The 3,662-nt window shown below is 49.6% G+C and carries 3 protein-coding genes; all 3 read right to left on the bottom strand.

Features of this window, described 5'->3' with window-relative positions:
* Nucleotides 1-1,083: hypothetical protein (locus GXX34_12090; GenBank protein HHW08247.1), on the bottom strand; the 1,083-nt coding region annotated here is incomplete at its 3' end.
* Nucleotides 1,073-1,684: a sigma-70 family RNA polymerase sigma factor gene (locus tag GXX34_12095; protein HHW08248.1), complete on the bottom strand. Its 612-nt coding sequence runs from the start codon at nt 1,682-1,684 to the stop codon at nt 1,073-1,075. The genes GXX34_12095 and GXX34_12090, both read right to left, overlap by 11 nt.
* 378 nt (nt 1,685-2,062) lie before the next feature.
* Nucleotides 2,063-3,412 (bottom strand): DNA methylase, encoded by a 1,350-nt coding sequence (locus GXX34_12100; GenBank protein ID HHW08249.1) that lies wholly within the window; start codon nt 3,410-3,412, stop codon nt 2,063-2,065.
* Nucleotides 3,413-3,662: the final 250 nt, after the last annotated feature.

Below are 3,662 nucleotides of genomic sequence, written 5' to 3' on the forward strand. Positions count from 1 at the left end.
GAGGGCAGCGTTGGGCTCCAGTTGAAACTCTCCCTCCCCTTTCGCTTCCATCACCGTGGTGTCCCCGTAGTCGAGGACGACCCGATCCCGGAACGCGAGGATACGCAGGGGAGGTTGCTTAGGCAGCACCGGCATTAACCCGCTGATGGCCGCGGCTTCTTCAAGGGTGGTTACCTGTTGACCCGGGTCTTCCTCCACCACCCGGTATCCTTCCGGCACCTGGTAAGCGAATATTTCGGAAGGAATGGGGAGATTGGGCTCAAAACGGACGAAGGTATAAGTGGTTTGCAAGGCTTTTTGCATGGCTGTTTGCAGCTGCACGGGCAAGTAAGTTTCCCGATCCACCCACAGGTAGTATTCCTCTCCCCCCGGCGGGGCAACGGCCAGTTTCACCGCCTCCCGCCCGGCAATCAGTTCCGTTCCCAAGGTGGCGTAGGGATATTGCTTAGCCCGCTTGGCCTCATCCCGCAAGTCGAAACTGTCTTTCGTGGGGTCCGGCAAAAGGGGCAAAAGGACCACTTCCCGCTCCTCGTGATTAACCTGCCACTTGCGCCGGCCGTCGTTGACCGTCAGGGTGCCGTCATCCTGCTTGATGGCGTATTGGTCCCCTTGGTACCAGAGCTCCACCCGGCGCACCAACCATTCCTCCCCGGCGGCATTCCTCATCCGCACTTCCATGATGCCGTAATAATTGTTCAGTTTGGCCACTGCCCTTTCCATGGCGTAAACCACATCCCGGTTGACTATACCCAACAGGCTAACCAGCACCACCGCCAGCAGGCAAGCCGCCACCGCCGTCAAGGGCAGCCATTTTTTGAGAATAGATTGTTCCGTGGTCTTAACCGGCTGCCGCAAAGCTGCTTGCTTTGCTTCTTGAACTTTGCCGGCTACAGCCTGGGCCAATTTCCTGGGATAGTCTTCACCGGGCAGGCTGGGTGCCCGCAAAGTGCGAACCAGGTGAACGGCTTCTACCAGCATCCCTAATTCCGGGTCTTGGTCCGTTGCTTCAATGGCGGGCTTACGTTCATCATTTAATGCATCTATATAGTCGGAAATCCGTTCTTCAATACTTTTATTGGTCATTGTTCTCCCTCCTTTTCACGGTTGGAGGTCTTTGAGGTGTGCCCTCATCTAAAATCTCAGCCAGTGCTTTCAAGGCCCGGTATTGGGCCGTCCGGACCGCTCCTTCCGTCTTCCCCAGCAGCCTGGCTGTTTCAGCCACCGAGTAGCCTTTGATGATTCTCAAATCAATAATAGCCTGCTGTTCCCGGCTGAGCTTGATCAGGGCGCTTTCCAGCAGCAGGCGCTGGGCTGTTTCACTTTGCTTGTCATCGCAGGCCACCTCTGCAGGATCAATGTCGTCAAGGTCAATCGATACCCCCGCACGCCTCCTCTGCCGCCACCGGTCCCGAATCAGATTAAGAGACACTGTCTTCATAAAAGCCAGCAGGTTTTCCGGGGGAAAGGTGCTTTTTTGAAAGTACTTTAAACTCTTGACATAGGTCTCCTGGGTGATATCTTCTGCTTCCTCCCGGTTTTGCACTTTATAATAAATGAAACGATAAAGGGGTTCCCAGGTAGCCAGGCATATCTTTTCTACGGCCTCCCGGTCACCGTCGCTGGCTCTCTTAAACACATCTGCAGACAACACAAGTCCTACACCTTCTTTCTTTCCGGCCGGCATTTGTCTTTCATCAGTATAAACGAAATTGACGCCCGAAATGTCACATAAGGTTACAAAGGAAATGACTATGAAGTGCGGATTACAAGTTAATGGGCGTTCCCGTCCTTGCAAAGCCAGCGCCGGCACGGCTGCGGCAGCATGGTTATGCCCTCGCTAGGGGCGGCTCCAGCTATCCTCTTAAGGAAAAGGAAAAGCCGGCGCTTTTTTGACACCGGACACAAACAGGTCAAAAAACGCCGGCATTTACATTAATGACACTGGGTTGCCCCACAACAAGTACCCGCTCCCTCTTGATTAATAAGTAGGGGTTTCCTTCTCGCAGCAAACAATAAACACAGTTCGTCTTCCTTGATGAATCTCAGCTAATGCTGCCACTACCTATCTCTCCTTACGCAAGACGACAATATGCTCTTTAGTCATGGTGGGCACCTTTTTCCCTTTTTCGTTGGTAGGGGAATTCTCGCTTGGCATTCTCTTATTGCTAATACTCCTGGGGATAATGGCAACTGTTTTTAGGCCGTATTGGACACCTAATTCGCTAATGATGGCGTCGGTCGGGAGGTTTACCTTTTTTACGGTCCTGTTTCCTACGACCCAAAACTGGTAACTGTTTACCTTCATATGTGCGGTGATATTTGCCAAGCATTTATTCAAATCCACATAGAAAGACAAAACATCGGCGGCTCTCTTTTTATCCACGCCGGCTATTCTATCTAACGCTTCCTTCAGGCTTTCAGAAGGGAGGTCATGATCTTCTCCCCCATTCATCCCGCCTAATAAATATTTATCCAACTTTTCTTTATCTATCTGGCTGGAAACATAATCATATTCTTCCAGGTCCAGCCACTGCAATGATAACCTGGAAAACTGCCCATAGGCCACCGTAGTACGGCTGTCACCATAAGGGGGTGAAGTAATCAACAAATCCATTTGCTCATCCAGCGAAAAATGCCGGGTGTCTGCCGCTACAACTGTCACATTACAACCGCCCCGGTATCTTTCGTAGAGTTCAGCCATACCTTGCCCACATTTTTCCAGGTGCGATCTAAAAGTATCTAAAACGGACGGATTAAACTCTCCTAGTCTTTCCTCAGGTATCCGATAGAGCTTAAATTCATTATTCCTTGTATTGGAGCAATCCCTAACCGTTTGGGAAAAAGCCACAAAAAACAAAGCCTTCAGGTCCTTGTCTTCTATCTCCTTGATGTTCTGTTTAATAACCTGCAAATCTCTAATGACGTAGTCCTTAAACCAGTAATCAATATTTTGGAACTGCGGCTTTTCCAGGGCCACATCGTTATGCATGTCTGCCCCAATCTTCTCTAAAAGAGTTGTGCTCGCAGCCTTTAACAAATCCGGGTCAATGGGAGTGCATTTAGCCTTGGCCAATAAACACGCCAAAGGGTTTAAATCCACACCCCAGACATTCACGTTGGATAAAACCCCTTCGAGCAAAACCGTTCCCGAACCCATAAAAGGGTCCAGCAGGTTTTTGATCCCAGGTTGGTATCTCTTCATAATCTTTAGAATCGCTTCCGGGATGGGTGGTATCATCATAGCAGGATAGGTATGAATAAAATGCGTATACTTTTTCTCATATTCAACGAAATCCCAATAATCTTCGGGTAGTGACTTTAGATAAGTGATTAATTCGTCGTCTACCACCGGAAGTCCGGTAGGACAATCATTAGAACAATTATGCAAGACTTCCCTCGCTGCTGCAGCCATGAACCTCACCTGTCGTTAAATATTCTAAATTGGCTTTCTACACAACCATGTTTTTCCCTGTCAACGGCAGGGGAAATATAGCACAACGGCTTTCCGGTTTTCAAAGGGCCGGTGGTCCGCCGCCCCATTACCTGTTAGCAGCGCTGTTACTCCATGGAAACCACACAATTTCTTCCTTTAGCCTTTGCCTTATAAAGGGCATCATCAGCTATTTTTATCATATCTGTCACATGGTTAATCCCTCCGGTGC

The sequence above is a fragment of the Clostridia bacterium genome (genome assembly GCA_012840125.1).
Taxonomy (GTDB): domain Bacteria; phylum Bacillota; class DULZ01; order DULZ01; family DULZ01; genus DULZ01.